The sequence below is a fragment of the Streptomyces sp. NBC_01363 genome (assembly GCF_026340595.1).
GTDB lineage: Bacteria > Actinomycetota > Actinomycetes > Streptomycetales > Streptomycetaceae > Streptomyces.
In genome coordinates this window covers 5,196,802-5,222,728 of sequence record NZ_JAPEPF010000001.1, presented here as the reverse complement: position 1 = coordinate 5,222,728, position 25,927 = coordinate 5,196,802, and the positions used below count along the sequence as shown (strand labels likewise).

21 protein-coding genes and 1 pseudogene are annotated in these 25,927 nt (G+C 68.3%); 8 read left to right on the top strand and 14 right to left on the bottom strand.

The genetic code is table 11. The features are described from left to right. The first annotated feature begins 712 nt into the window (after positions 1-712). Positions 713-2,098: an MFS transporter gene (locus OG611_RS23700; RefSeq protein WP_266423531.1), complete on the top strand. Its 1,386-nt coding sequence runs from the start codon at positions 713-715 to the stop codon at positions 2,096-2,098. Positions 2,099-2,152: 54 nt separating this feature from the next. Here the strand turns inward: OG611_RS23700 and OG611_RS23695 are convergent, their stop codons facing one another. The 4 genes from OG611_RS23695 to OG611_RS23680 form a co-directional block, all read right to left on the bottom strand. Next, positions 2,153-2,632: an NUDIX domain-containing protein gene (locus OG611_RS23695; RefSeq protein WP_266423529.1), complete on the bottom strand. Its 480-nt coding sequence runs from the start codon at positions 2,630-2,632 to the stop codon at positions 2,153-2,155. A gap of 30 nt (positions 2,633-2,662) precedes the next feature. Further along, a complete protein-coding gene (gene lnt / locus OG611_RS23690; protein WP_266423526.1) occupies positions 2,663-4,249 on the bottom strand; it encodes an apolipoprotein N-acyltransferase in 1,587 nt (528 codons plus the stop codon). 122 nt (positions 4,250-4,371) lie between these two features. Next, the gene (locus OG611_RS23685; RefSeq protein WP_266423523.1) at positions 4,372-4,935 is read right to left on the bottom strand and encodes a hypothetical protein; all 564 of its coding nucleotides are present in this window, start codon (positions 4,933-4,935) and stop codon (positions 4,372-4,374) included. Positions 4,936-4,994: 59 nt separating this feature from the next. Next, positions 4,995-5,780, bottom strand: coding sequence for a glutamate racemase (locus OG611_RS23680; RefSeq protein ID WP_266423520.1), 786 nt, complete (start codon positions 5,778-5,780; stop codon positions 4,995-4,997). 58 nt (positions 5,781-5,838) lie between these two features. Between OG611_RS23680 and OG611_RS23675 the strand changes: the two genes are divergently transcribed. Then, a complete protein-coding gene (locus OG611_RS23675; RefSeq protein ID WP_266423517.1) occupies positions 5,839-7,011 on the top strand; it encodes a glycosyltransferase in 1,173 nt (390 codons plus the stop codon). Between the two features lie 52 nt (positions 7,012-7,063). On the opposite strand, the gene OG611_RS23670 is transcribed toward OG611_RS23675, so the two are convergent. From OG611_RS23670 to OG611_RS23660, 3 genes are all read right to left on the bottom strand, one after another. Beyond that, positions 7,064-8,398, bottom strand: coding sequence for a TerD family protein (locus tag OG611_RS23670; protein WP_266423514.1), 1,335 nt, complete (start codon positions 8,396-8,398; stop codon positions 7,064-7,066). 277 nt (positions 8,399-8,675) lie between these two features. Then, positions 8,676-9,449: a recombinase family protein gene (locus OG611_RS23665; protein WP_266426167.1), complete on the bottom strand. Its 774-nt coding sequence runs from the start codon at positions 9,447-9,449 to the stop codon at positions 8,676-8,678. Between the two features lie 345 nt (positions 9,450-9,794). Beyond that, a complete protein-coding gene (locus tag OG611_RS23660) occupies positions 9,795-10,562 on the bottom strand; it encodes an SDR family NAD(P)-dependent oxidoreductase (RefSeq protein WP_266423511.1) in 768 nt (255 codons plus the stop codon). 303 nt (positions 10,563-10,865) lie between these two features. On the opposite strand from OG611_RS23660, the gene OG611_RS23655 reads away from it, so the two are divergent. Next, positions 10,866-11,009 carry a hypothetical protein gene (locus OG611_RS23655; RefSeq protein WP_266426320.1) on the top strand — a complete coding sequence of 48 codons (144 nt, stop codon included), beginning with the start codon at positions 10,866-10,868 and terminating at the stop codon, positions 11,007-11,009. A 143-nt stretch (positions 11,010-11,152) separates the two neighbouring features. Here the strand turns inward: OG611_RS23655 and OG611_RS40685 are convergent. The 3 genes and pseudogenes from OG611_RS40685 to OG611_RS23640 all read right to left on the bottom strand — a co-directional run. Then, positions 11,153-11,209, bottom strand: a pseudogene (locus OG611_RS40685) (hypothetical protein); the annotation flags it as partial. 309 nt (positions 11,210-11,518) lie between these two features. Next, entirely contained in the window at positions 11,519-12,472 is a 954-nt protein-coding gene (locus tag OG611_RS23645) for a DUF5996 family protein (RefSeq protein WP_266423509.1), read from the bottom strand. A gap of 322 nt (positions 12,473-12,794) precedes the next feature. Further along, the gene (locus tag OG611_RS23640; RefSeq protein WP_266423507.1) at positions 12,795-13,199 is read right to left on the bottom strand and encodes a hypothetical protein; all 405 of its coding nucleotides are present in this window, start codon (positions 13,197-13,199) and stop codon (positions 12,795-12,797) included. Positions 13,200-13,312: 113 nt separating this feature from the next. Between OG611_RS23640 and mdlC the strand changes: the two genes are divergently transcribed. Beyond that, entirely contained in the window at positions 13,313-14,896 is a 1,584-nt protein-coding gene (mdlC, locus tag OG611_RS23635) for a benzoylformate decarboxylase (RefSeq protein ID WP_266423505.1), read from the top strand. 303 nt (positions 14,897-15,199) lie between these two features. On the opposite strand, the gene ltrA (OG611_RS23630) is transcribed toward mdlC, so the two are convergent. Next, positions 15,200-16,447: a group II intron reverse transcriptase/maturase gene (gene ltrA / locus OG611_RS23630; protein ID WP_266426164.1), complete on the bottom strand. Its 1,248-nt coding sequence runs from the start codon at positions 16,445-16,447 to the stop codon at positions 15,200-15,202. Between the two features lie 351 nt (positions 16,448-16,798). Further along, positions 16,799-17,521, bottom strand: coding sequence for a helix-turn-helix transcriptional regulator (locus tag OG611_RS23625; protein WP_266423503.1), 723 nt, complete (start codon positions 17,519-17,521; stop codon positions 16,799-16,801). A 109-nt stretch (positions 17,522-17,630) separates the two neighbouring features. Here OG611_RS23625 and OG611_RS23620 point away from each other — a divergent pair, with 109 nt between their 5' ends. Both OG611_RS23620 and OG611_RS23615 read left to right on the top strand, forming a co-directional pair. Beyond that, complete coding sequence (locus OG611_RS23620) at positions 17,631-18,131, top strand: GNAT family N-acetyltransferase (protein ID WP_266423501.1); 501 nt, start codon at positions 17,631-17,633, stop codon at positions 18,129-18,131. A gap of 40 nt (positions 18,132-18,171) precedes the next feature. Further along, a complete protein-coding gene (locus tag OG611_RS23615) occupies positions 18,172-19,425 on the top strand; it encodes an ISAs1 family transposase (RefSeq protein WP_323180269.1) in 1,254 nt (417 codons plus the stop codon). A 524-nt stretch (positions 19,426-19,949) separates the two neighbouring features. On the opposite strand, the gene OG611_RS23610 is transcribed toward OG611_RS23615, so the two are convergent. After that, complete coding sequence (locus OG611_RS23610) at positions 19,950-21,404, bottom strand: NF041680 family putative transposase (protein WP_266423499.1); 1,455 nt, start codon at positions 21,402-21,404, stop codon at positions 19,950-19,952. A 726-nt stretch (positions 21,405-22,130) separates the two neighbouring features. Between OG611_RS23610 and ltrA (OG611_RS23605) the strand changes: the two genes are divergently transcribed. Next, a complete protein-coding gene (ltrA, locus tag OG611_RS23605) occupies positions 22,131-23,495 on the top strand; it encodes a group II intron reverse transcriptase/maturase (protein ID WP_323180217.1) in 1,365 nt (454 codons plus the stop codon). Positions 23,496-23,956: 461 nt separating this feature from the next. Next, on the top strand, positions 23,957-24,406 hold the full coding sequence (locus OG611_RS23600) for a hypothetical protein (RefSeq protein ID WP_266423496.1): 450 nt from the start codon (positions 23,957-23,959) through the stop codon (positions 24,404-24,406). Between the two features lie 9 nt (positions 24,407-24,415). On the opposite strand, the gene OG611_RS23595 is transcribed toward OG611_RS23600, so the two are convergent. Then, positions 24,416-25,864 carry an acyltransferase gene (locus OG611_RS23595; RefSeq protein ID WP_266423493.1) on the bottom strand — a complete coding sequence of 483 codons (1,449 nt, stop codon included), beginning with the start codon at positions 25,862-25,864 and terminating at the stop codon, positions 24,416-24,418. Positions 25,865-25,927 lie beyond the last annotated feature (63 nt).

Below are 25,927 nucleotides of genomic sequence, written 5' to 3'. Positions count from 1 at the left end.
CGCTGCCCGGCTGCTTGGTGGCTCCGGTAACCAGCCGCGTTGGTCTCACACCGCGTGGCGACGGTTCGCCGATTACTGCGGAGAAGCACAGGAGGCAGCGGCTGAAGGGGGCGGACTGGTTGGGGGGCGTTGTTGACATTGGCGTACGGCGAGGAGATGGGCGTTCCGGCCGTGGAGAGTTCCGGGTCGATGGTGGTGAAGCGGCGGTTGGCGGGGCAGGGGTGTGGTCGCGTGGGTTCATCCGGCCGCCTATGGATGGGTTTCACGGTGCGGGGGCCTGCCGGTGCGGGACCACGTGCCACCAACCATGGCCGGCTCCGCAGAAACCCGCCAGGCCTGACCGCAGGCGCGCGGAAGGGGAGAACACTACCCGCCCGATCCGCCCCGAATGCCGAAGTTCAACGCTGCGTAGTCAGCACCAAGTCAGCACGGGACAGGTGATCAGGGGTGCTGACATGCGGTTTCAGGTCAGCACCAAACCAGCACGGGAGTCAGCACCAGGGCAATAAACCATGCCTAATAGCGCAATCCTGACAGGCGCCTGCCGGCCTTCAATACGGTCCTCGAAGCAGTCTCGACGTGCCTGTCATAGTGGCCCCCCGCACACCCGGCCCGAGAACTATGGTGTCCCGCCACATGTGCCTCTGACCTGCCCATTCCTACGGTGTGGCGACACGAAACCGTCCCCGCCAACCGCCCGGAAGTGGTGTTCATGGCTGCCTCGGCATCCGCCCCGCCTACCACCCGCTCGCTCAAACGCATCGTCGCCGCAAGTCTCATCGGCACCACCATCGAGTGGTACGACTTCTTCCTGTACGGGTCAGCCGCCGCGCTGGTCTTCAACAAGCTGTTCTTCCCCGAGTCCGACCCGCTCGTCGGCACGCTGCTGTCCTTCCTCACGTACGCGGTCGGCTTCGCCGCCCGGCCGCTCGGTGCCCTGGTGTTCGGGCACTACGGCGACCGGCTCGGCCGCAAGAAGCTGCTGGTGCTCAGTCTGCTGATGATGGGCGGAGCGACGTTCGCCATCGGACTGCTGCCGACGCATGCCACGGTCGGGGCCGCCGCCCCCGTGCTGCTCACCGTCCTGCGGCTGGTGCAGGGCTTCGCGCTCGGGGGTGAGTGGGGCGGGGCCGTGCTGCTGGTGTCGGAGCACGGGGACGCCGAGCGGCGCGGTTTCTGGGCCTCCTGGCCGCAGACGGGTGCGCCGGCCGGGCAGCTGCTCGCCACCGGGGTGCTGTCCGCGCTCACCGCGCTGATGTCGGAATCCGCCTTCGGGGCGTGGGGCTGGCGCATCCCGTTCCTGCTCTCCGGTGTCCTGGTGGTCATCGGTCTGTGGATTCGTCTCTCCGTCGACGAGTCACCGGTCTTCAAGGCCGCGCTGGCGCAGGCCGAGGAGCGCAGGTCCGCGGCCGGGACGACGGAGAAGATGCCGCTCGTCGCCGTGCTGCGGCATCACTGGCGCGATGTGCTGATCGCCATGGGCGCCAGGATGGCGGAGAACATCAGCTACTACGTCATCACGGCGTTCGTGCTCGTCTACGCGACCACGGCGGCGGACCTGAGCAAGCAGACGGCGCTCAACGCGGTACTCATCGCCTCGGCCGTCCACTTCGCGGTCATCCCGATGTGGGGCGCGCTGTCGGACCGGGTCGGGCGCAAGCCGGTCTATCTGGTCGGCGCGATCGGTGTCGGGCTGTGGACGTTCCCGTTCTTCGCGCTGATCGACACGCGGAACTTCGGAAGCGTGCTGCTAGCCGTCACGGTCGGGCTCATCTTCCACGGGGCGATGTACGCACCGCAAGCGGCCTTCTTCTCGGAGATGTTCGCGACCCGGGTGCGGTACTCGGGCGCGTCGATCGGGGCGCAGTTCTCCTCGGTCGCGGCCGGTGCTCCGGCGCCGCTCATCGCCACCGCGCTGCTCGCGGACTTCCACAGCTCGACGCCCATCTCGCTGTACGTCATCGCCGCGGCGCTCATCACCCTGCTGGCGGTCGGCTGCGCCAGGGAGACCCGGCACCGGGACCTCACGGACATCGACGGAAGCACAGCCGCCCCGGACGCGTCCGGGGCACTGCCGGCGGACGCCCGTACCGTCTGAGCGCCGTCCGCCGGGCGGCCCGGGAAACCGGGCCCGCCCAGCGGACAACGGTCCTTACTGCTGGGCGGTGGGTTCGAACCAGGTGGGTTCATCGGTCATGGACTGCTTGATCCTGAAGAGCGCGAACTCGTTCAGCGGCGGCAGCGCGTCCACCGGGAACCAGCCCACGTCCAGCGACTCGTCGTCGTTGACGCGTGCCTCGCCGCCGGTCGCCCGGCAGCGGAAGGTGACGTCGAGGTACTGGCAGCGGTCGCCGTTCGCGTACTGCACGGGCTCCAAAGCCTGTGTGAGCACCACACGCTCCGCCACGCAACGCACTGCGGTCTCTTCGTACACCTCGCGCTCCGCCGTCGCCGCCGGCTGCTCGCCCGGCTCGCAGATGCCGCCGATGACCGACCATTTGCCGGTGTCGGAACGGCGGCCGAGCAGCACTCTGCCCTCGTCGTCGAAGACGACGGCGGTGACCCCGGGCAACAGGAGCAGTTGTTGACCTGCGGTTGCGCGGATCTCGCGGATGAAATCAGGAGTAGCCATGGAGCGACCCTACGTTGCGCGGGCGGTGGGTCACCGGCCGCGCCGGCTGCGTACCGAACGGACGGTGACCAGGCCCAGCCCGGCCACGGCGATCAGCGCGAGTACTCCTTCGGGGAGCGTGCCCATCCGGGTCGCGGGCGTCAGCGAGGACCTCAGCGGCACCTCGTCCACGAGCGCGTCCGGGGTGAACAGCTTCGTCTTCCGGACGATCGTCCCGTCCGGGCGGATGACCGCGCTGACCCCGCTGGTGACGGGGACGACGACGGACCTGCTGTGCTCGACCGCCCGCACCCTGGACATGGCCAGCTGCTGATAGGTCATCTCGCTGCGCCCGAAGGTGGCGTTGTTGCTGGGCACGGCGATCAGCTGGCCGCCGTGCATGACGGTGTCCCGTACCGCGTCGTCGAACGCGGCCTCGTAACAGGTCACGAGCCCCACGTTCGTCCCCGCCAGGTCGAAGACGCCGACCTTCTTCCCGGGGCCGAAGTCACGCTGCACCCGGTCCACGTCCGAGCTGAAGATCCGCGCGATGGAACGCATCGGCATGTACTCGCCGAACGGCTGGATGTGGCGCTTGTCGTACGTGTCGACCGGGCCCTTCTTCGGGTCCCACTGGATGAGGGTGTTGCGCAGATTCCCGGTGTCGGGCTCGACCACCGCCCCGATCACGGTGGGCACGCCGATCGCCTTGACCGCGTCGTCGATCAGGATCCGGGCGTCGGCGTTCCGGTACGGGTCGAGGTCGGAGGAGTTCTCGGGCCACAGGACGAAGTCGGGCTGCGGAACCTTGCCCTCCTTCACCTCCCGGGCGAGCTGCTCCGTGCGGCGCACGTGGTTGTCCAGGACGGCACGGCGCTGGGAGTTGAAGTCGAGTCCGAGCCGCGGCACGTTGCCCTGTATCGCGGCGACGGTCGCGGTGCCGTCCTCGGCCGAGTCGTCGACGAGGGGCAGCGCGGCGAGGGCGCCTGCGACGGGTACCAGGACGGTCGCCGCCGCGGCGGCGACGGCCGCCCGCGGCAGCCTGCCGGTACGGCGGTGGGCACGGAACTGACGTACCGCTTCGCAGAGACCGAAGCCGCACAGCACCACCCCGAAGGAGAGCAGCGGTGTGCCTCCCACGGCCGCGAGCGGCAGGAAAACGCTGTCCGCCTGTCCGAATGCGATCTTCCCCCAGGGGAAGCCGCCGAACGGGACCCTGGCCCGGACCGCCTCGTCGAGTGTCCAGACCGCGGCGGCCCACACCGGCCACCAGGCGAGGCGGCTGACGGCGGCGATCCCGATGCAGCCGACCGCGATGAACACGGCCTCGGCGGCGGCGAGGGCCAGCCACGGCACCGGGCCGACCTCCTCGCCGGTCCAGTGCAGCAGCGGCAGCATGAAGCCCAGTCCGGCGAGGAGGCCGAGTCCGAACCCGGCGCGGAGCCGTTGCCGGTGCAGCACCCAGCCGAGCAGGGCGAAACCGGGCAGGACCAGCCACCACAGGGGGCGCGGCGGGAAGCTCAGATACAGCAGTGCACCCGCGATCATGGCGGCGACGGGCCGTACCAGGCGTCGCTTCCGGGACACGGGGAATGAGGCCGGCTGCGCGGCTTCGACTGGGGTGATGGTGGCGCTCACCCGGCGGAGTCTACGGTGGCCGGCTGTGGGTCCGGCAGCCCCGCCCGTGTGGTGGAACCCTTCGTACCGGATCGTTCCGTCGCTTTCCCGCACAGATCCGGCCCACCGCTGTCGTCCCGGCGTCAGGCTCCGGCCGTCGCGCCGGTCGCGGGCAGATGCAGGCGCTCGCGGATGAACCGTACGCCCGCCTCCGCGTCGTCGACCGTGACGGTGAACGTCCTGCCGTCGCCGAGCCGCAGCACCAGGCCCTCGCCCCTGCGGACCACCACGGCCGTGCCCTGCTCGGGGCGCCAGCGGTAGCCCCAGCCGCCCCACTGGCGCGGGGTGACCTCGGGTGCGAACTCCGCGCCCACCACATGGGTGAGCAGAATCCGGCGGCGCGGCAGGCCCATGTGGCCACAGCGCACCTCCAGGGCGTCCCCGTCGATCCTGACGGCCACGTTCACGAAGGCGAGGGTGCCGAACAGCATGAGCAGTCCGGCGGCGACACAGCCGATCACGGACATCAGCAGCGGGATGATCCCGGAGGTCCAGTTGGAGCTGACGGCCAGCTGGACACCGAGCGCCAGACAGGCCGCGCCCGCGGCCGCGAGTACCCACTGGGCCCGGTTGGTGGCCCGGCCGATCCAGACGGCGGAGTGGGGTTCGGCTCCGGTGTGTCGGGGTTCTCGGGGATGGTCCCTCATGTCAAGCAGCGTACTTAAATTTCCGCACGCCGGGGATGGGTCCAACGGCCCCCGACGGGTCAGCGGACCGGGCTGACGGCCCCCAGCAGCTGCCCCTCGGCGTAGGCCAGAGCGGCTTGCGGCAGGTCGGCGGGGCGTCCGCCGAGGAGCACGGCGAGACCCGCGGACGGTTCGGCCGACGGAGCGGGTTCGGCCCCGATCCGGCGTAGTGCCTGGGCCGCGACGGCACCGGCGGATCCATGCAGTGCGACGGGCGGCAGACCGGGCTGCCGCACGGCGGCACGGATGCGCTCGCCGACCAGTTCGTAGTGGGTGCAGCCCAGGACCACGGCCCGGACATCGCGCGGGGTCAGGGCGGCGGCTGCGGCAATGGCCAGGTCGATCGCGCTCTCGTCGGCGTTCTGCACGGCGTCGGCGAGGCCGGGGCAGGGGACCTCGGTGACGTCGACGGAGCGGGCGAATTCGCCGATGAGTCCGCGCTGGTACGGGCTGCCCGTGGTGGCGGGCGTGGCCCAGATCGCGACGGGGCCGCCACCGGCGACGGACGGCTTGATGGCCGGGACGGTGCCGATGACCGGCAGCGTGGGTTCGAGCTCGGCGCGGAGCGCCGGCAGGGCGTGCACGGAGGCCGTGTTGCAGGCGACGATCAGTGCGTCCGGCCGGTGGGCGGCGGCCGCGCGGGCCACGTCGAGCGCGTGGGCGGTCACGTACTCGGGCGTGCGCGGTCCCCAGGGCATGCCGTCGGGGTCGGAGGAGAGCACCAGATCGGCGTCGGGCCTCAGCCGGCGTACTGCGGCGGCTGCCGCGAGCAGGCCGATTCCTGAGTCCATGAGCGCGATCTTCACCCGGTCACCATAGTCGACCGCCCTTGCGGTTCCGTCCGGGTGGGGCAGACTGCGGCGAATGAGTGCCGTTGCCTGGATCGCCGTGGGTTCGCTGGCCGCATGGGTGTGGCTGCTGCTGGGACAGGGGTTCTTCTGGCGGACCGGCCAGCGGCTGCCGCGCCGGGAGGCTCCGGACCGATGGCCGTCCGTCGCGATCGTGGTGCCCGCACGTGACGAGGCCGACGTGCTGCCGGTGAGTCTGCCGTCGCTGCTGGCGCAGGACTATCCGGGGAGGGCGGAGATCTTCCTCGTCGACGACTGCAGCAAGGACGGGACCGGGGACGTCGCCCGTGCACTGTCCGTACGGCATGGAGGACTGCCGGTGACGGTGGTGTCGCCGGGTGAGCCCGAGCCCGGCTGGACGGGCAAGCTCTGGGCCGTGCGGCACGGGATCGCGCTGGCCCGGACCCGGGAGCCGGACTATCTGCTGCTGACGGACGCCGACATCGCGCATGAGCCGGACAGTCTGCGGGAGCTGGTCGCCGCCGCCGTGTCGGGCGGCTTCGACCTGGTCTCACAGATGGCCCGGCTGCGGGTGTCGAGTGTCTGGGAGCGGCTGGTCGTCCCGGCCTTCGTGTACTTCTTCTCGCAGCTCTATCCGTTCCGGTGGGTGAACCGGGCGGGTGCGCGGACGGCCGCGGCGGCCGGTGGCTGCGTGCTGCTGCGGACCGGGGCGGCGGAGCGGGCGCGGGTGCCGGAGTCGATCCGGCAGGCGGTGATCGACGACGTGTCGCTGGCGCGGGCGGTGCAGCGCAGCGGCGGGCGGATCTGGCTGGGGCTCGCCGAGCGGGTGGACAGCGTGCGGCCGTATCCGCGGCTGGCGGATCTGTGGCGGATGGTGTCGCGGAGCGCGTACGCCCAGTTGCGACACAGTCCGCCGCTGCTGCTGGGGACGGTTCTGGGGCTCGCGCTGGTCTATCTCGTGCCGCCGGTCGCGCTCGTCACCGGGCTGCTGACCGGTGATCCGGTGGCCGGCTGGGCGGGTGGCGCGGCGTGGGCGGTGATGACCGGGACGTATCTGCCGATGCTGGGCTACTACCGGCAGTCGCTGTGGCAGGCGCCGCTGCTGCCGTTCACCGCGGTGCTCTATCTGCTGATGACGGTCGATTCGGCGGTGCAGCACCACCGGGGCCGTGGCGCGGCCTGGAAGGGGCGTACCTACGCCCGTCCCGAGGCCGCGCCGGACCGGTGAGCGGAGCCGGCGGTGGGCCGGCGGCCGCAGGGCCGGCCGGACCGCCGGGGGGTCATTTACGGCCGGGCGTCCAGTTCATGCCCCACCCGTAGGCGTAGTCGATGGTGCGCTGCGGGCTCACTCCTCGCTCGGGGACGAGATAGCGGGCCTCGCGCTGCACCGTGAGGTCTCCCCCGTTGTTGGTCAGGAGTGCCAGTGCGCAGACGGTGGACGGGACGGTGCATTCGTCGAGCGAGAAGTCGATCGGTGCGCCGTGCTGGGGCTGGAGAGTGACGGTCGCGTGGAGATCGGCGAAACTCCGGGCGCCTTCATAGATGGTGACGAAGATCAGGACGCGCCGGAGCTTGTTCTTGTGGTCGAGGTTGACGGTGAGGTTCTCGCCGGTGGCGACGGCGCCGGTGCGGTCGTCCCCGTCGAGATGGATATAAGGAGGGTGCTGGAGTGCGCCGAACGCGTTTCCCAGCGCCTGCACGACTCCCTTGCGGCCGTCGGTCAGTTCGTAGAGAGCGCAGAGATCGAGATCGAGGTCCGAGTGGTTGGCGACCGCTCTGCCGAGTTTGCTTCCCCAGCCCTTGAACTGTTTGCGCACCTCCCAGTTGAGATTGACGCGAAGCGCTCCCGAAGTGCCGCCCTGTTTGGCGAGGGAGACCGACGGCGCGTCTTTGGTGAGTGTCACCTTGGACAGGCGGACGGGCGCGGTGGCAGGGGGTGCGGAAGGTGCCGGCGGTGCCGTCGGCGGTGCCGTCGGCGGTGCGGGCGGGACCGGTGGCAGGCGGTCGACCCGCGTTGCGCTCACAGGCTGTTGAGGCGTCTGGGGCTGGTGATACGGCTGAGTCCGCTGGGCCTGCTGTGGTTCATCGACGGAAATGCCGAAGTCGGTCGCGAGGCCTTCGAGGCCGGTGTCGTATCCCTGGCCGACGGCGCGGAATTTCCAGGCTCCCTGGCGCCGGTAGAGCTCCCCGAGAATGAACGCGGTCTCGACCGTCGCGTCCGCGCTGTCGAAGCGCGCGATCTCCCGGCCGCTCGCCGCGTCCGTGATCCGTACGTACAGCCCGGCCACCCGGCCGAAGGTGCCGCCGTCCGCGGAGGCCGCCAGGACCACGCGGTCGATGGCCGGCTCGACGCGGGCCAGGTCGACCGCGAGGTTGTCCGTCATCCCGCCACCGGCGGTCCGCTTGCCCTCGTGGCGCACCGCACCGGATGCGTGGGAGGGCTGGTTGTAAAAGACGAAGTCGGCGTCGCTGCGCACCTTTCCCGACACGAGAAGGAGCGCCGAGCCATCGACATCCGGTGTCCCCGGGGAGGCGCGCCACCCCAATTCGACCCGCACGGCCTGAGCCGCCACCGGAACATTGGCTCCTTTTAGCATGGTCATGCTCGCCCCCATCGCGAGTCCGGCTGCCCGAAAACTTTTCTCCGCCAACCTAATCCCCCGGACCGTCACAGGGGTCGGGGACGTCCGGTCCCGGTCCGACGATCCCCCGGTAACCTCCTGTGAACTTGCCCTCTACACGATCTAAGCGCCTCCGGGCGCCCTTTTTCCCCAAGTTCGCTCGCATTCGCGATCGTGGTTCACTCACAACACGTAGCACAACCCTCCTATCGGGCTCCCCAACGGGAGCCCCTCGGCGGAGGGCTTCCGTGTGCAAACCAGAAGCCGCGGATCAAGCCGCCCCTCCACCCTGATGGGCGGCACGGCGACCTCCTCCGGCGGTATGGGCGTGCCGGGCATGCCGGCCAGCAGCTCCATGCCCTCGGCCCAGCTTGGTGCCCCGTTCCCGCCCGGCCGTCGTGGGGTTCCGGAAGATCCGTACGCCCCTCTGCACGGGCGGGCTGGTGAGGATGCGGTACAGCGTCTCACCGCACCATCCCGCGCCGGTCGGCGAGTCATACCCGAGGGTTTCGAGCCGACTCGCAGCCTTGTTACGGCTGTTGTGCTCCTTGACGATGAAACGCCAGCCCGCGCGAAGGGCGGCATAGCTCAGCTTCTCGCTGTCGACGTCGCCGTCGGTGTCGAGCGCGAGATGGCTCTCGCCCTTCACTCCCCTGTTCACGATGCGCCAGCCGAATGGTGGTCGGCCGCCGAAATGACCACCGCCCTCAGCTTTCTCCTGGATTCCGCCCTGTGTACGGTCACGGATGGTGATTCGCTCATCCTCGGCGCGGTCGGCTGCCTTGCGCATGCGCGTGCGGCCCTCGTCTGAGGTGTTGTCATAGTCACCCTTGGTGACGGCGACGAAGACTCCGAGACCTTGCAGCTCCCACACCCAGGGCCAGAAGGCCCTGTCCGCGCGCCCGATGGCCCGTTCCTCGTACACGGTGACGAGATCGAAGGGGCGCGGAGTCTGCCTCGCCAGCTTCATGAGCTCGCCGAGGTCCGGGCGCTGGGTGTGATCTAGGCTCCCGCTGCACCCCTCGTCGGCGAAGACGTCGACCAGCGCCTACCCCTTCTTGGCGATGTGCTTGACGACCCGCTTCCCTGCGTAGGCGATGCCGTAGCCCTTCAGTTGCTACTCGGTCGAGACCCGAAGGTAGGCGACGGCTCTCAACTGTCTCGGGCCTGCCGCCTGAAGAACGGCGTCAATTGCTGTCAGCAGCCGTTGTGTTTCGTCTGTGAGAACCTGATTCACGTCAGTCCTTTCCGACTGGCCGGATCCCGGGGCGTGCCAGCGTCGCCGGGCAACCGACAGGCGACGGCCTCGGCATGCTACGAAAAGGCCCAGCACTCTGGGGGCCCCAACCACCTGATACTCACTCCATCGAACGAACCTGCCCTTCTCGGTTCAGAACCAGCCGCCGTCGGCCTGGACGGTCCGGCCGGTGATGAACGAGGCATCATCCGATACCAGGAACGAGACGACCGCGGCGATTTCGGAAGGCTGGGCCATCCGCCCGAGCGAACTGGCGGTGCGAATGAGCGTGTTGAAATCAGTGTCGACGTCGGGATGGACGTAGTGGGAAGCCGCTTGAGCGGACATGTCGGTGACGGTTCCCCCGGGCGCGATGGCGTTGATGGTGATGCCGCGCCGACCGAGTTCGGGGCTGAGGTTGAGCGCGATGCATTCGACGGCGGCCTTACTCGACGCATACAGGGCGTGGTAGAAGACCGCCTTATGGGCACTCTGCGATGACGTAAGTACGACCCTCCCTCCTTCGCCCATATGCCGTACCGCGTTCTGTACGGCGAAGAACTGGGCTCGTGTGTTGATGGCGTAGACACGGTCGAAGTCGGCGGGGGTGACGTCGTCCAGCTTTCCGAAGTACTCGATTCCGGCGTTGCTGGCCAGAATGTCCAGGCCGCCAAGAGCTTCGGCGGCCTGGTCGGCCAGCCTCCGGATCTGGTCCGGATCGCTAACATCCGCCTTGATCGCGACCACGCGGCGGCCATCGGCGGTGATCTCGGCGGCGAGTGCTTCGGCCGCGTCGCCGCTGCTCCGGTAGTTGATCGCCACGTCGGCTCCGTCAGCGGCGAGCCTGCGGGCCACAGCGGCACCGATCCCTCGTGCGCCACCGGTGACCAGGGCCTTCCTGCCTGTCAGCTTTCCGCTCATCGGTCTTCTCCCGTCCACGGGAATCCGGTGGTCGAACCCATTGGGGGCAACATAGTGTGAGGGTGCCAGAACTCACGGCAACAGATGACTCTCCTCGTTACAGTGGGCGCGTCCTCGTTCACCCCTTGGCCGTCAGCATCGGAATCGCCCCTGCCCGGGCACCGATGCCACTCGGAGCAAAGTCCGTCCCCGAGCGGCACACCCGCCGTTCCGGCACCAGCTCGCCCCGCCTCCGCCAACACAACTCGCCCGCAATCGACACGCGCGAGTACGCCGCGCAAACTGAAACGAGCTGCAGCAGCCTTGCAGGAGTCGGACGAGATCGCGGTGGACTGGAAGATCCTCACCGCCCGCCACCGCCTCGACGTCCTGTGGGCGCTCATCCGTGACCAACGCCGCCACCTCGACCGGAACCGGTGGCCGCTGCGGCACACGTGCGGCCGGTGACCCGGTCGGAGCGGATACCGACCTGGTCGGCGAACGGCACCTCGGCACCCCTCCGCCGTCGCCTTCGCACGGATCGCCAGCCACGTCTCCTCGCGCCAGGCGGGTACCGCTTCCGCGCTCTGCTCGACGGCTCGCTTGTCCGGGCGCTGGAACGACAGACTCCAACGGCGCAGATACTTACCCACGCCAGGCTCGGTCATCCTCACCCGACGCAGCTTCGCGATCAGCGCACCGACCTCGCCACGGGGCCACAACTGTCCCGAGAGCCCCAAGTCGCACGGCCTGTGGTTGAGGATCGCCTGCCGTACCGTCTGCTGCTCGGCCTCGCACAGCACCTGCTGCTCGCCAACTCGCTCCCCCTCGGGCGTGCGGCCAGAGCCTCCCGCCGCCCGAGCGCCACTTCGCCCACCAGCCGTCAACCGCGGCAATGGCCCTTCGTGTCGGCGCCCTGCAGCCCCCGTTGCTGAGACTGGCTCCTGGTTTTCCGAGTCAGGGAATCTCGACCTGAGTCAGCCGTGCTGGTGCTGGACGAGCGCGGGCGGTGTCCTGCTCATGTACCAACCCTCGACGCGTGGTCCGACGAGGTCGGACGGCCAGCCTGCCGTCTCGACGGCGGCATCGTAGACGGCGTCACCGAACGCCACAATGGCCTGGTGCGGGTCCGCTGTCTCCCTGAGCTCGGCCCACGGCAGACGAACCAGACCAGCGTCGGGATGCCAGGCGGCGCCCTCAACACCCCAGGACCGGCCCCCGAGACCGATCGGCTGGGGCCAGATGTACGCGTACATGCCCACGTTCGGCGCCTTGGCATCCCCGAAGGAGAATCCCACCGACACGTACTCGTCGAGCTGGGCGTTCTGCATGAACGGCGGCTGGTGGGGCGGCGGCACGGTGGGCTGCGCCCGGAAACGTGTGGCGGACAGGTCGAAGCCGCCCCACATCACACCGACCCGGGGGCGGTGTCCCAGGAAGGGGGCCTGCCACGCCTCGAGCCCGTCAGCGGCAAGGTTCAACGCTGTCCAGATCAGCCGGGCCGCGTGGCCATCCCAGGTGCGTTCGACGTGATCGTCCTCGAAACGCGGCGGGGCATCCGGAATCTCACAGATCAACGAGCTGCGCGGTCGGTGTATGCCGAGTTCGTCCGCCGCATCGCAGAAGGACGCATAGAACATGGCGACTGATCCCTTGGACAACGGCACCGTCCGCGCGCCGTTGTCGGCCTCGATGACCACGCCACCGTCGAGCAAGCTGTAGTGCACCGTGAAGGTCACGCCTCGCTGCCGAAAGGTCGGCGTACTGAGCCCCCGGGGGGTGACATTGAGGACGATGTTTCCCCAGCCGACTTCGAAGGGCTCGTCAAGGGTGTATTTACCTGCAACCTGTACCACCCGGTTCACGTAGTCAACCATGGGCGCCAGGTCCTCAAAGACCAGCGTCGGCCACGCATTGAGACGTTCGCTCACAAAGAGCCTCCCAGCGTGTCGATGGGATCAGAGGGAGGGGACGTCAAGTGATGCGCCCGCTCCCCCATGCAGCGACGGGCGGGCCTCGGACACCGAACTGCGACCCAGTACCCAATTCTCACACTCAGGTCAGGGTCCTGCCCACTCGGTGGCGTCGGGCGTCCGACGTGCTGGGCCAGCAGCCAGGATGCGGTGGGTGACCGAAAACCCCGCCTTTCCGCCTGAGGGTCGAACGGAGATCAGCATCCGTCGGTATACATCGTGATCGGGGGCCATATTGAAGAACTCACCCTCGTGCAGTTCGTCGGGTCCCGCCGAACCATCAGGCAGCGGATGCGGGAAGCCCGGCCGGGTGACGTCGTTGCTGATCCTCGGATCGACGAGCACCTGTTGCACCTCGGCGTACCGTGTCACGACCCGCGCCGGCTGTCCGCTTCATGCGCTCGAGCCTCTGCCCGCCGAGTGATTCGGCCTGGTCAACTACCTCACAGAACCGCGCCAGGCTCTGCGACGAGCCCTGGAACCGGCCACCAGCATCGCGCACAACGCGCCCCTGGCCGTGGCAGCCGTCAAACTTGCTGTCCACGAACGGCGAGCGTTTAGCCACCAGGACGCCTTCGTCGAGCAGGACCAGATCGCCGCGCCGGTTCTGGCGTCCCACGACGCGCAGGAGGGCGCCCACGCCTTCGCGGAAAAGTACCCACCGCATGGCGAGGCTGCTTGCCACCAGCCCCGCCCGACAGGTGCTTGTGGGCCCCGCGCGCCGCCGCACAGGCACAGCCACCTCCGCACCGCAAGAAAGGGTGACCAACGATGACCGAGCAACCCACCGTCCGAAGCGTGACCTACGATCTGCTGCGGACTCTCCGCCTCACCACGGTCTTCGGTAATCCCGGTTCCACCGAACAACCGTTTCTGCAGGATTTCCCGGCGGACTTCAGGTATGTACTGGCACTGCAGGAGGCCTCCGTCATCGCGATGGCCGACGCCTTCGCGCAAGTCACCCGGCGCCCGGCACTGGTCAACCTGCACTCCGCGGCCGGTCCGGGCAACGCCATGGGAAACCTGATATCGGCCTACCGCGGGAACACTCCCTTGATCGTCACCTCGGGACAGCAGCACCGTGAACTGATGATCGGGGAGCCATACTTGGGTAACCCGGAGTCCACCACGTTGCTGAAGCCATGGGTGAAGTGGTCCTACGAGCCGGCCCGCGCCCAGGATGTACCGGAGGCGTTCATGCGGGCCTACTCGATCGCACTGCAGCCACCGGCAGGACCGGTTCACCTGTCCATTCCCATGGACGACTGGAAGGAGCCGTTGTCCGCCTTCACGCGTGTGCGGACGGTGAGCGACCGGGTCGCTCCCGACGCGGAGCGGCTGCGCGGTTTCGCCGATCGCATCTCCGCCAGCCGTCGTCCCGCGCTGGTCTTCGGGCCGGAGGTGGATCGCGCCGGCGGATGGGACGGGGCCGTGGCCCTGGCGGAGAAGCTGCGCGCGGCAGTCTACGGCGCCCCGCTCCTGGACCGCGCATCCTTCCCGGAGGACCATCCCCTCTTCCGCGGTCCGCTCGGCATGTCGGCGAGGACCATCGGCGACCGGCTGACCGGACACGACCTGGTGGTCGTGATCGGCGCGGAGGTGTTCCGCTACTACCCCTACGTGCCCAACGACTACCTCCCCGCAGGGACCGAACTGCTGCAGATCACCGTGTCCCCCGACGTCGCCGCGGCAGCACGCGTGGGCGACAGCCTCATCGGTGATCCCAAGGCGGCGATCGAGCTGCTCCTGGACATGGTCGCGCAGGGATCCGCGCGGACTGCTCCGGAGCCAATGGCGCGGCCCCGTGAGCTGCCACAGGTGCCGAACAGCCCGCTCACCCCACCGGAGGTCTATGCCACCCTGAGCAGGGTCCGGCCGCCCGACGCGGTCATCGCCAACGAATCGACCTCCACGATGGCACAGCAGGTCGAGTGGCTTCCCACGGTCAGGACCGGATCGTTCTTCGCCACGGCCAGCGGAGGGATCGGCTGGGGCACCCCGGCTGCGGTGGGCGTCGCGCTCGGCGACCGGGACAGGGGCGTCGAACGGCCGGTGGTCGGCCTGATCGGCGACGGTTCCTTCCAGTACTCCGTGCAGGCCATCTGGACGGCGGCCCAGCACAACCTCCCGATCATCTACGTGGTCATGCGCAACCAGGAGTACTCCATCCTGAAGTCGTTCGCGGTGCTGGAGGAGACTCCGGGCGTTCCGGGACTCGACCTGCCGGGGCTCGACATCGCCTCCGTGGCCCGCGGCTTCGGATGTCGTGGGGTCGACGTGGAGACCACCGAGGATCTGGAGCGGGAATTCAAAGCGGCCCTGACCGCCGGCACCACCACAGTCATCGTGGTGCCCACGCAACCTCAGAAAGCCATGTTGTAGGGCACGAGCCCACACGATCCGATCGTGACGCCTTCAAGCCGGTCTTCCAGGCCGCGGCGTCTGTCCCACGCCGTCGCCGGAAAGCCGGGCGAGGGCGGTCGGCTGCGTGCTCTCCGATCCGTGGGCGAGCCGCTCCCGGCCTCGCCGTCTCCCACGCCGGCGCTCAGTGCAACCTCGGTCAGCACCTCTTCGACGCGTTCGGGGTGCGCAGGTCGAGTTGGGACTACGTGACTCCGCGGACGCTGGCTAGTAGGGTCGGGGACTGGCGCGGTTGCTGACGCTCCGTTTCCAGTCCCCGCCGCTTCAAACCGTGCATGCAGTTCTCCCGCACACGGCTTTCCGACATCGTTCACCGACTGGCATGCGCTGTCGCCCTGCGTACGTTTCCGGTAAGACGGTAGACGCCGAGCCGGGTGATCCACCCATAAGTAAATCGGGTGGCCCAATTCCTGCCCGCGAGTCTGTGTTTCGTGCTGGCGAGATCGCCAGCCGCTCGTGGACGTAACCGTCGACCACGTTGAACTTCCTTCCGGAGTTTCCGTTGCGGAAGTACGCAGCCCATCCCCGCAGTACGGGGTTGAGATCGGTTACTACGGCGGATACCGGCCGCTCAGTTTTCGAGCGAGCGGTCGCCGCGCGGACCTTGTCACGCAGTACCCACATCGCTCTGGCTGAAGGCCAGCGTTGCAAGTAGTACCTGCCCCGCCATTTCCACGATTCCCTCTTCCGGTGGTGGAAGCCGAGGAAATCGAATCCTTGCCCGCCTCGGGTGAGGCAGACGATGCCGGTCTTCTCGGGGTGCAACCGCATACCGAGTCTTTCCAGCACTCGTGCCGCTAACTCACGGGCCTGTTCCGCCCGTTGTTCGGTCGGCGACAGGACCACGAAATCATCGCAGTACCTCACCAGCGTCCCCAGCCGGCGGCCCTCGCGCTGCCACGCCTCATCGAGAACGTGCAGCGCGACATTCGCCAGCAACGGGGAAATCGGTGATCCCTGCGGGGTTCCCGCCCCGGTCGGGGACGTCACCCCGCCCTCCAGAACTCCCATCCTCAGCCAGGCCCGGATCAGCTTCAGCATCGGCCGGTCCACCACACGCCGGGCCACCTGGGCCATCAGCGCCTCATGACCGATCGTGCCGAAGCAGTCCCGGATGTCGGCCTCGAACACCCACTCCCGCCGCTGGTTCGCCGCGACACGCACTGCCTCGCAGGCGTCGATCGCGGACCGCTTCGGCCGGAATCCGTAGCTCGCCTCGGTGAACTGAGCCTCGAATACTGGTTCAAGGACCAGTTTCGCAGCCGTCATCACCACACGGTCCGCCACGGTGGGGATCGAAAGCGGCCGGAACTCCCCAGGCCGCCCCGGTTTGGGAATCTGGACCCGCCGCAACACTGACGGACGATACGTATACATCCGCAGTTTCCGCGAAAGGTCCTGGAGGAATGCATCCACCCCCGAGGTTTCCACCGCGTCGACGGTCATACCGTCCACGCCAGGGGCGCCTCGGTTTGCGCACACACCGGCCCATGCCCGCCGAAGAACGTCCATGCGGTGGACATGGCCATACAGGGCGTGAAACCGGCGTTCGGGCTCTTGCTTGGCACAGTGGTACAGCGCCCGTTGCAGGGCTCGGACCTTGTCCAGAGGACGGCGGCCCGGTCCCGCGGCGCTTTCCTCCCGGCGGATGGAACTAGCCGAAACGGCACTCATCCGGGTCCCTCCTTGTTCGCGAATCACATCGATGAAGCAGGGGCCCTTCGCTCCCAGCGGGTTGTGTTGTCCCGCCGATCACCACTACTACGACCCCCTCCGACCGCCTCTCGGCCAGGGCCCCGGGGAGAGTCCTGTTCGCCCGGCTTGATCACGCGTCGGTGTGGCAGGGTCAGGTCCGGTTCAGGATCAGAGTTCAGCTGGTGGCAGGCCCAGGTGGTCGTGCAGTGCCCGGCGGCCGACGGGTGTCACGAGGAGGGCGCGGCTGGTTCCGATGCGCGTCATCCACCCGGTGGCAAGTGCGTGGGCGGACAGGGCGGCGCCCACCGCGCCGGCCAGGTGGGGACGGCGCTCGGTCCAGTCGAGGCAGGCGCGCACCGGTGGCCGGCGTGAGCCGACGGGCACCGTGATGCCGACCTCGGCAAGCCAGAGGGCGCCCTTGCCGGTCAGGCCCGGCTCGGGCCCCCACTCCAGGAGTCCGTGTTCGACCATCGCGTCGGTGATAGCCAGCGCGGTGGTTCCGGCCAGGTGGTCGTAGCACAGCCGGGCGCGGGCCAGTGCCTGCTGCCGGCCGGAGGCCGACAGCGAGCGTGGCCGGGGGCTGTGCTTCGGGGCCAGCGCGGCAAGGCTCTCGATCAGTTCGATCACTCTGCGGTCGGCCACCCGTACGTAGCGGTGGCGTCCGTGCCGCTCCTCGACGAGGAGCCCGCCGTTTACGAGCAGGTTCAGGTGCGAGGTCGCAGTGGACGGCGCGACTCCGGCATAGCGCGCGAGCTCGTTCGCCGTCCAGGCCCGGCCGTCGAGCAGCGCGAGGCAGAAGGCGGCCCGGGTGCCGTCGGCCAGCAGTCTGGCCACGCCCGCCAGGTCCACACCCACATCCTGGCCTGCGCGCTGAATGTCCACGGTGCCCATTGTCGCCGACGTCCCTTCGACGTCCGTCGAAGCGTCCCCGTTCTAGCGTCGGCCCGTGCGCCGGGCTCACCGGCCCCGCACCCGCATCCGCTCACGTACTGGAGCAACCATGCCTGCGTCCGACACTGCCGTCACCGCCTCCCACCAGCCCAAACCCCAGACGGACTGGGTGCTCACCGACGCCCCCAACCCGGAGGACGCCGCGGCAATCTCCGGCGCGCTGGACCGCTTCAACATCGAACACACGGGAATCGCCGACCGCAGACCTCTGGCCGTCCTGGTCCGTGATCCCGAAACGCGCCAGGTGGTCGGCGGACTGACCGGGCGTACCTCGCTCGGGCTGTTCTTCCTCGACCTCTTCTACCTGCCGCCCCGGCTGCGTGGTAGCGGGCTGGGAACAGAGCTACTCCGGCAGGCCGAGGACGAGGCTCGTGCCCGTGGCTGCCGCACGGCCGTGCTCTACACCATCACCTTCCAGGCCCCCGGCTTCTACCAGAAACACGGGTGGAAGCGGCTCGGAGAGGTGCCCTGCGATCCGCCAGGCACCAGCCGCGTCTTCATGACCAAAGAACTCACCGCACCGACCGGTGAACCAGTCCGGTCCCGGTAAGGTCGCCGTGCTCGTTGCACCATCATCTGATCCGTCCGCTCTGCACCTGCCACAGGCCGCGTCCGGGGCGTCACGGCCCGAGGCGGTGGTGCCGTCCGGTCTGCTCGCCGCACTGGCCCAGGTGCCAGATCCGAGGAATCCGCGCGGCGTGCGGTTCCGGCTGGCAACGCTGCTCGCGGTCGGCGTATGTGCACTCACCAGCGCCGGACACAACTCCCTAACCGCCATTGCCGAGTGGGTACGCCGCTGCGACCAGGATGTACTGGCCCGGCTGGGCTGCCCCTTCGACCCCTTTACCGGCCGGTTCAAGGCTCCGGGCGAGCGCACCCTGCGCGACGTATTTGCCCGCGTCGACCCCGCGCTACTCACCGCCGCCGGTTTCACCAGACTCACCACACTCCAGGCCCGCCCGATATCCGCAACAACCCCGGACGGGACCGTAGAGCGCGAACAGCGCCGCGCCCACCACACCGCCCAGCACGAGACGGACCCGCCGCAACCACGTCGTACGGCCTTCGCCGTGGACGGCAAATGCCTACGCGGAGCTGTCCGTGCGGACGGCAGCCGCGTCTTCGTCCTGTCCGCAGTGCGCCACCACGATGCGTTGACCGCCGCTCTACGCGAGATCGGTGCGAAGACGAACGAGATCCCCGAGTTCGCTCCGCTGCTGGACACCCTCGATGATCAGGATCTGGCCGGCTCCGTCGTCACCGTCGACGCCCTGCATGCCCAGACGAGTCACGCTCGCTACCTTGTCGAGGACCGCCAGGCCCACTACCTGCTGTCGGTGAAGAACAACCAGCCCACCCTGGCCCGTCAGTTGACCAAACTGCCCTGGAAGCAGGTACCGGTCCTCGATCAGTCCCGCGACCGCGGGCACGGCCGGGAGGAGGTCCGCGAGGCGAAGGTGGTGAGCGTGGACGGACTGCTGTTCCCCCATGCCCGCCAGGTTGTTCGCATCCACCGCAAACGCCGCCGAATCGGGACATCGAAGTGGCAGACCGAGACTGTCTACGCCGTCACCGATCTCGCGACCCATCAGGCGTCTCCCGCTGAGATCGCTGCATGGGCGCGCGGCCACTGGATCATCGAGAACACCGTCCACTGGACGAAAGACGTGACCTTCGCCGAAGACGCCAGTCAGATCCGCCGGCATCGCACCCCCGCCGTCATGAGCGCCCTGCGCGATCTTGCCCGCGCCACCCTCCGCCGCTCCGGATGGGCCAACATCGCCAGCGGCCGGCGAGCCCACACGCACCCCGCAGCCACGCTCACCCTCCACGGGATTCCATGATCAAACCGGGCGAACGCGACTCTCCCCGGGGCCCTGCCTCTCGGCAACCTGCCATTTCCCGGTTCTGCCGGTTATAGGAAGGCCACGCTTCCCGGGCCGCAAACCCGGGGCCGAGGAGGCTCTCTCCAGTTCCCAGAACAACCTTCCAACCATTCCACGCCCCTTACGCCGGGAGGTTCTTCAACGACCGCTCCAGGTCCGAGATCGTCTTCCGTGGCCTTCGCCAAACAAGCACAGGCTCGGCTCCTCCTTGGCCCGCCCCAAGCGGAGCGGGGGTTAAATGACGACGCTGCAGGCTTCACTTCATGTTGCGGACTGGTCGGTTGCACGCCCCCGGAGGGCGCTTGTCACTCCACTTCGACGCCACCATTTCGAGCGACGCCGGGAGTCAGCTACCGGGGACCCTGGCGTCTCCCCGAACCGGACTCACACCGGCTGGCTGTCCTGAGCTTGACGTCCGGTTACATCCCCACATCCCTTCTGAGCTGCGATGACGCCCGGACTGCTGGACGTACACTTGATCTTTAACCTGTGCGGCGTGGACGAGGGCTCGTTGACTTCTTCGTCCGTTGTTTCGCGGGGCCTGGTTTACCGACTGTGTGCACGTCATAGCGTGCAGTGGGTTGGTTGTTCCTGCGGCCGGGTGGCCGTCCTGGGCCTGGCCGAGAGGATTTCGGTGCTCTGGCCGGGCAGGTGGCCTTCGGCCGGAGGTGCCGAAAATCGCGGCGAACTCGGGCAGGGGTGAGTCTGTCCGCGGGACTCGGCTTCTCCCATGGTCGGTGCAGGTCCGTCGTCAGTGGGCGGGCGAGCCGGAGCTGGGTGAAAACCGTGAGGATCAACCAGGTCCAGCGGTCGGCGGCTTCAGGGGCGCGGATCTTCGGGCAGGTTCGGCCCAGGGTCTGCTTGAACAGCCGGAAGGTGTGTTCGATGTCGAAGCGTCGCAGGTATGCCTGCCAGAGCGTGTCGACGGCGGTTTCCGTGGCATCGGTGCCTGACCACCACAGCCAGACCGGCTTCGGTGTTGCCCCGCTGGGCAGGTGGTCGACCTGCAAGCGGATCACGGTGCCCTCGATGACCGGCAGGGCGCCAAGCTGAGCCGTCCAGGCCGAGCGATGGGTCAGTCTTGGACGGAGCCGGTCCCAGGCCCGTGCGACGGCGGTGCCGTAGAGGCGGGTCTCGGTCACCGTCTGGGCATCGGGAGTGTTCCAGGTGTCGGGGTCACCGAAGACGAACTCGCTGCCGTGGCGGGGCGGACGGCCCCGGACACCCGGCTCGCGGCAGGGGGCACGTCGCGGGACTCGATCCGAGCGCATCCGGCCCAGCACCTGCACCGGCAGGTCCTTCAGGAGGAAGGCCAGGCGGGGCACGTCGTAGCCGGCATCCACCACGATCAGGATCTCCAGGTCGCCGTCCTTCCACTGCCCGGCTGTGATGAGCCGTTCGACGAGCTCGCGCATCTGCCTGGCGGTGACAGTGGCGGCGTCGTCACCCGGCGACAGCCGTAGTGCATCCAGTGGCGCGGTCCACGAACTGCGGCCCGTTTCCAGTGCACAGATCACCGAGTACGGCCAGCCGGGAACGGGAATGTGCTGGTCCTTGCCCCGGCCGTAGGTGTGGCACAGGATCCGCTGCGGTGAGGTGTGCGCGCTGGGCCGTAGCCAGCAGGTCAGGTCGGCGGCCAGGACCAGCCGGCCGTCCGACGCCCGTGGCAGCGGCACCGTCGCCAGGGCCCGTCGCAGCCGGGCAGCGTCGACCCGGCCCGCGGACAGGGCGTCGTGGAGCCCGCCGTGTCCACGCCGGTGTTCGCCCACCAGTGACAGTTCCACCAGCGACCGGACCGGCCCATCGGAGCACAACACCGCGTCCGCGAGCTCGAACAGAGCATCCGCTCGTTTGGTCAGACAGGAGTAGAACTCACCCCGGAAGCGTGACAGTCCCACAAACGGATCCTGCGGGACGACATGATGCGACAGACTCATCTTCACGGCCTTCGTGCTGAGCGTTGTGTGTTCCTTGGTCGGATCACATGCTCAGCCGAAGGCCGCCTGCGTGTAACGCAGTTACCAGTCCGAGTGATCAAGTACGACGAACCGTTCGGGCCCCGAGGTTAAAGATCAAGTGTACGTCCAGCAGTCCGGGCGTCATCGCAGCTCAGAAGGGATGTGGGGATGTAACCGGACGTCAAGCTCAGGACAGCCAGCCGGTGTGAGTCCGGTTCGGGGAGACGCCAGGGTCCCCGGTAGCTGACTCCCGGCGTCGCTCGAAATGGTGGCGTCGAAGTGGAGTGACAAGCGCCCTCCGGGGGCGTGCAACCGACCAGTCCGCAACATGAAGTGAAGCCTGCAGCGTCGTCATTTAACCCCCGCTCCGCTTGGGGCGGGCCAAGGAGGAGCCGAGCCTGTGCTTGTTTGGCGAAGGCCACGGAAGACGATCTCGGACCTGGAGCGGTCGTTGAAGAACCTCCCGGCGTAAGGGGCGTGGAATGGTTGGAAGGTTGTTCTGGGAACTGGAGAGAGCCTCCTCGGCCCCGGGTTTGCGGCCCGGGAAGCGTGGCCTTCCTATAACCGGCAGAACCGGGAAATGGCAGGTTGCCGAGAGGCGGTCGGAGGGGGTCGTAGTAGTGGTGATCGGCGGGACAACACAACCCGCTGGGAGCGAAGGGCCCCTGCTTCATCGATGTGATTCGCGAACAGGGAGGGACCCGGATGAGTGCCGTTTCGGCTAGTTCCATCCGCCGGGAGGAAAGCGCCGCGGGACCGGGCCGCCGTCCTCTGGACAAGGTCCGAGCCCTGCAACGGGCGCTGTACCACTGTGCCAAGCAAGAGCCCGAACGCCGGTTTCACGCCCTGTATGGCCATGTCCACCGCATGGACGTTCTTCGGCGGGCATGGGCCGGTGTGTGCGCAAACCGAGGCGCCCCTGGCGTGGACGGTATGACCGTCGACGCGGTGGAAACCTCGGGGGTGGATGCATTCCTCCAGGACCTTTCGCGGAAACTGCGGATGTATACGTATCGTCCGTCAGTGTTGCGGCGGGTCCAGATTCCCAAACCGGGGCGGCCTGGGGAGTTCCGGCCGCTTTCGATCCCCACCGTGGCGGACCGTGTGGTGATGACGGCTGCGAAACTGGTCCTTGAACCAGTATTCGAGGCTCAGTTCACCGAGGCGAGCTACGGATTCCGGCCGAAGCGGTCCGCGATCGACGCCTGCGAGGCAGTGCGTGTCGCGGCGAACCAGCGGCGGGAGTGGGTGTTCGAGGCCGACATCCGGGACTGCTTCGGCACGATCGGTCATGAGGCGCTGATGGCCCAGGTGGCCCGGCGTGTGGTGGACCGGCCGATGCTGAAGCTGATCCGGGCCTGGCTGAGGATGGGAGTTCTGGAGGGCGGGGTGACGTCCCCGACCGGGGCGGGAACCCCGCAGGGATCACCGATTTCCCCGTTGCTGGCGAATGTCGCGCTGCACGTTCTCGATGAGGCGTGGCAGCGCGAGGGCCGCCGGCTGGGGACGCTGGTGAGGTACTGCGATGATTTCGTGGTCCTGTCGCCGACCGAACAACGGGCGGAACAGGCCCGTGAGTTAGCGGCACGAGTGCTGGAAAGACTCGGTATGCGGTTGCACCCCGAGAAGACCGGCATCGTCTGCCTCACCCGAGGCGGGCAAGGATTCGATTTCCTCGGCTTCCACCACCGGAAGAGGGAATCGTGGAAATGGCGGGGCAGGTACTACTTGCAACGCTGGCCTTCAGCCAGAGCGATGTGGGTACTGCGTGACAAGGTCCGCGCGGCGACCGCTCGCTCGAAAACTGAGCGGCCGGTATCCGCCGTAGTAACCGATCTCAACCCCGTACTGCGGGGATGGGCTGCGTACTTCCGCAACGGAAACTCCGGAAGGAAGTTCAACGTGGTCGACGGTTACGTCCACGAGCGGCTGGCGATCTTCGCCAGCACGAAACACAGACTCGCGGGCAGGAATTGGGCCACCCGATTTACTTATGGGTGGATCACCCGGCTCGGCGTCTACCGTCTTACCGGAAACGTACGCAGGGCGACAGCGCATGCCAGTCGGTGAACGATGTCGGAAAGCCGTGTGCGGGAGAACTGCATGCACGGTTTGAAGCGGCGGGGACTGGAAACGGAGCGTCAGCAACCGCGCCAGTCCCCGACCCTACTAAGGGCTGTCCCGTAATCCCTGGTGGATCGGCGTGCGGCGTCGGATGCGGTGCATCGCAAGGCGGAAAAACGCCCGAATACTGGATGTATTCGGGCGTTCCGACAACGCGGCGAGGTGCCGTGGCTGACGCCGCACGCCCGCCACGGATTACGGGACAGCCCTTGGGCGGGAGTGGAAACGTCGCGGCCGTGTCCCACCCTGCAGCCATCACCCGGCGCACCGGCTCGGCTCCCAGGTAGCCGCTGCCGCCGAGAATCAAATCCGTCATGGCGCCATACGCCAGGGGAGCCCAATGTCGCCGAGAGGCCTCGTTCTACGCTGCGAGGGCGTGATGGTATCGCTGCCTGGTCTCGGCTGGCGTGAGGCAGCCGAATCCCGACGCCCGCCTGTTCACCGATCTCGAACCGCTGGTAGAGGATGGTGGCCAGGAGTCGGTCGACGAGAGTGAGGCCGGGGCGCCGGCCGGTGTAGAGGCCGGTGGCGGGGGTCTTCTGCCCGGCGCTGGTTTCTCGCAGCACGCGATCCTCACCGACAATGCCCGCCTTGAGGAACGCCTTCACCAGGTCAAGAACGCGTTTGTCCCCGATCCGAAGCCGCACCCGGTCCAGCAGGGCCGGATGCGAAATCTCGTCGGAGCAGGCTTTGATGTCACCCTCCACGATCCACTCAACCCGCCGCGCGACCACCCTCCTGCGGGCCCTGCTCGTCCTGGCGAACAGCGAAGTGCAGAGGTGACAGACGATGGCCCTCTGCCGATCATGTCCTGGCCAGCACGAGTACCCCACGACAAGCTCACACCAGGCCCGTGACCAGCGAAATCAGGATGAAATTTCCTCATTGGGTTTCGGATCAATAGGCACCCTTGCCCCGCCGCACCGCCCGGCAGGGCTGTGACGGCGTCTGTCGAGGGACTCCGGGCGTCGGCATGCCCGAAGCACGGGCCCCTGCCGGCTCCCTGGGTCCCCGGCATCCTCGGGATCCCCACCTCCGGGGTGTCGAGGTGGCGGGCCGCCGGAGCACACGATGCCCGTGAGACCGACGGTGTAGAGCACCAGCGGGAGGGCCGCGAGCCGGCCGGCGGGAGCGAAGCCGCCGATGGCAAGGGCGGTCAGGGGCAGGAAGCAAGCGGCCAGGCCGCACACCAGGAGCAAGGGGGACCACCAGGCCGTCGGACCCACGCCTGCGGGAAGGCGGCGGAGCGGGCGCTGGGCCCGCAGAAGGGCCAGGGTGAACGGGATCAGGGCAGCGGTCAGGAGAGCGAGCCAGGGGATGCGCAGTGCCAGCCACGCGATGGAGCCTATGGCGGGCTGGGGTGCCAGGCCCGTGGGGTAGAAGGCGACGGCCACCAGGATCACCGGGATCATGTGCCACAGGTAGACGGTCATGACCGCCTGGTTGAGGTGGGAGACCCGTTGCCACAGGCGGGGGCGGGTGAGCAGGCGTTGCAGCGCGGGTTCGGCCATCAGCAGAAGGCCGGTCTGGGCAGCGGCGAACGCCAGCAAGGCGATCGACGGTGGGTTCGTATTGCCCACCCGCGTGCCGGCACCGATCATGTCGACGGGAAACGGGCCCCAGCCCAGCAGTGCAGCCAGGAGCACGACGCCCCCCGCCGCCAAGGCTCGGCATCGCCATCGCGGGGTGGTCAGCGTTCCGTCCTGCCAGGCGAATCCCCACTGATGCATCGCCCCCCACACCAAAAGGTAGTTCGCGAAGCCGATCACCGGCAGCCGGGGGCCGAGTACCAGCACGTCCACCCCGGCGGCTCCCAGGGCCATCACCGTTGGCACGGCCAGCCCCCAACGGCGGTGCGCCGCGTGCAGGAGCGGGGTCAAGGCGATCAGCAGCAGGTAGACCGGCAGGAACCACAGGTGCAGCGCCACCAGCCAGCCTGCCCGGGCCAGCACAGCGGGTTCCGCGCCCGCGAGGCGGGCCACGACTGCGGCGAGCGCGCACACCGCCGCGTACACCGTCGTCGGCCACAGCAAACGCACCGCCCGCCCCTGTACCCAGGACCGCCAGTCCTCGCCCTGTTGCCGACGGGCCTGCCAGGACACCGCGTTGGCGTACCCACCGACAAGGAAGAAGACCGGCATGACCTGCAGCAACAGGGTGGGCCAGCGGACCCAGCCGACGTGGTCGAGCGCGTCGAGTCCGGACAGCCGACCGTCCCGGTAGGTGACGTCGACCAACAGCCAGTGACCGGCCACCACCGCGCCGATCGCGCACACACGCAGCAGGTCCGCACAGCGGTTCCGTTCCGCCCTCACACCATCGATGATCGCGCGGCACCGACCCGGACCGGAAACCGCACGACGTTCGGGACGACCAGG

Coding starts and splice junctions, on each gene's coding strand:
- OG611_RS23700 (WP_266423531.1), top strand. CDS start 713: ATGGCTGCCTCGGCATCCGCCCCGCCTACCACCCGCTCGCTCAAACGC.
- OG611_RS23695 (WP_266423529.1), bottom strand. CDS start 2,632: ATGGCTACTCCTGATTTCATCCGCGAGATCCGCGCAACCGCAGGTCAA.
- OG611_RS23610 (WP_266423499.1), bottom strand. CDS start 21,404: ATGAGTCTGTCGCATCATGTCGTCCCGCAGGATCCGTTTGTGGGACTG.
- ltrA (WP_323180217.1), top strand. CDS start 22,131: ATGAGTGCCGTTTCGGCTAGTTCCATCCGCCGGGAGGAAAGCGCCGCG.
- ltrA (WP_266426164.1), bottom strand. CDS start 16,447: ATGGACGTTCTTCGGCGGGCATGGGCCGGTGTGTGCGCAAACCGAGGC.
- OG611_RS23625 (WP_266423503.1), bottom strand. CDS start 17,521: ATGGGCACCGTGGACATTCAGCGCGCAGGCCAGGATGTGGGTGTGGAC.
- OG611_RS23675 (WP_266423517.1), top strand. CDS start 5,839: ATGAGTGCCGTTGCCTGGATCGCCGTGGGTTCGCTGGCCGCATGGGTG.
- OG611_RS23660 (WP_266423511.1), bottom strand. CDS start 10,562: ATGAGCGGAAAGCTGACAGGCAGGAAGGCCCTGGTCACCGGTGGCGCA.
- OG611_RS23620 (WP_266423501.1), top strand. CDS start 17,631: ATGCCTGCGTCCGACACTGCCGTCACCGCCTCCCACCAGCCCAAACCC.
- OG611_RS23670 (WP_266423514.1), bottom strand. CDS start 8,398: ATGGGGGCGAGCATGACCATGCTAAAAGGAGCCAATGTTCCGGTGGCG.
- OG611_RS23685 (WP_266423523.1), bottom strand. CDS start 4,935: ATGAGGGACCATCCCCGAGAACCCCGACACACCGGAGCCGAACCCCAC.